This is a genomic window from Streptomyces sp. NPDC018019 (assembly GCF_044327805.1).
Classification (GTDB): domain Bacteria; phylum Actinomycetota; class Actinomycetes; order Streptomycetales; family Streptomycetaceae; genus Streptomyces.
Genome location: NZ_JBIRGD010000033.1, coordinates 61,870 through 63,237 on the forward strand (window position 1 = coordinate 61,870; position 1,368 = coordinate 63,237).

Annotated in this window: 1 protein-coding gene; it reads left to right on the forward strand. The window is 69.4% G+C overall.

Annotated elements, in window-relative coordinates; translation table 11 throughout:
- Positions 1-260: 260 nt before the first annotated feature.
- Positions 261-1,010 carry a LuxR C-terminal-related transcriptional regulator gene (locus ACH4FX_RS36760; protein ID WP_398485819.1) on the forward strand — a complete coding sequence of 250 codons (750 nt, stop codon included), beginning with the start codon at positions 261-263 and terminating at the stop codon, positions 1,008-1,010.
- Positions 1,011-1,368: the final 358 nt, after the last annotated feature.

The window sequence follows — 1,368 nt, forward strand, 5'->3', positions numbered from 1 at the left end:
TTCGGGGGGACCGAAAGGACGGTGCGGGACCGTACCCCGCGGGAGGGCGACCACAGGTTTAGCGGTGGCGGGCCGGATGCACGTTGACGCTTGTCTGGACCTCTCCCTAGTGTCGATGGCGTCGGGGAGGTCGGAATTCTCCCCGGGTCGCCGCCGGACCGCCCAGGTTTCCGGCACGTTACATTCTCCGGATTTCTCTTTCTCGCTCGATCACACTTGTACTTTGGTTTGCGGACGGGGGTTGAAAGGATGTCGGTCCCTTGAAGTTTTCTGCTCTGATGGATTCCCCGCAGATTTCGGCAGGCCGGGGTGCGGCCGGCCCGGCCGGTGCCGCGGGGCGGCGGGAAGAGCGGCCGCCGTCCGACCGGCCGGGCGTGTGCATGGCCGTACTGGACCCGGCACTGACGGTGCGTCAGGCATCGCAGGATTTCTACCGCCACTTCGCGACCCCGGACGCGGCGTCCGCCGACGTCCTCGCCGCCGCCCCCTCCGAATCCTCGACGACGGCACCCGACGTCTGCGGGCGCGACTTCCGCGAACTGGTGCACCCCAGCGTGCGGCAGCCGCTCATGCGGCAGTTCGAACGGCTGCTGACCGGCCGCTGCGACCGCTTCGCCGCGCACGTGGTGGCGTTGCGCTCGACCGGTGACACGTTCACCGGCAACCTCACGGCCACCGCCGTCAGCGGCTACGCCCCCGGCCCGGCCGCCGTACTCGTCACCATGCGCTCGGGGCAGCACGCGGAGGGCGAGGCGGTGGTGGCGCCGCGGAAGAAATTACTCAGCGAGATCGACGCGCGCATTCTGGAGGGAATCGCGGCGGGTCTGTCCACGATTCCGCTGGCGTCCCGGCTCTATCTCAGCCGGCAGGGAGTGGAGTACCACGTCACCGGACTGCTGCGGAAACTGAAGGTCCCCAACCGGGCGGCCCTGGTCTCCCGCGCGTACGCGATGGGAGTGCTCACGGTGGGGACCTGGCCGCCCCGCGTCGTGGACGGCTTCATCAAGTAACACACCCAGTTCCCGGGACCGCCGCGCGCGAAGGCGCGGGGCCGGGGTCCGCCTCGCGGCCCGGCCCCGGCACGAAAGCGAGCCGACGGGACACAAGGCGCCGGGGGCGCCGCGGAGCAACCGCGGCGCCCCCGGCGCCTTGATGTGCGGCCGGTCCTGACGCCCGGCCGAGTCTAGGGAATTCCATGGCCGTTCCTGTCGAGACTGGGCTGGTGGCGTGCGGGAAGTCGAGCTGCCTCGTGCAGGGCACGCAGATAACTCAGTCGCTGTGGAACAGCCGTCCCCAGTGCCGGATGTCCACAACGAAATCCTCTGCTGTCCGCCGGTCTTGAGATGGGTTGGGTTGAACGTGGCGAAC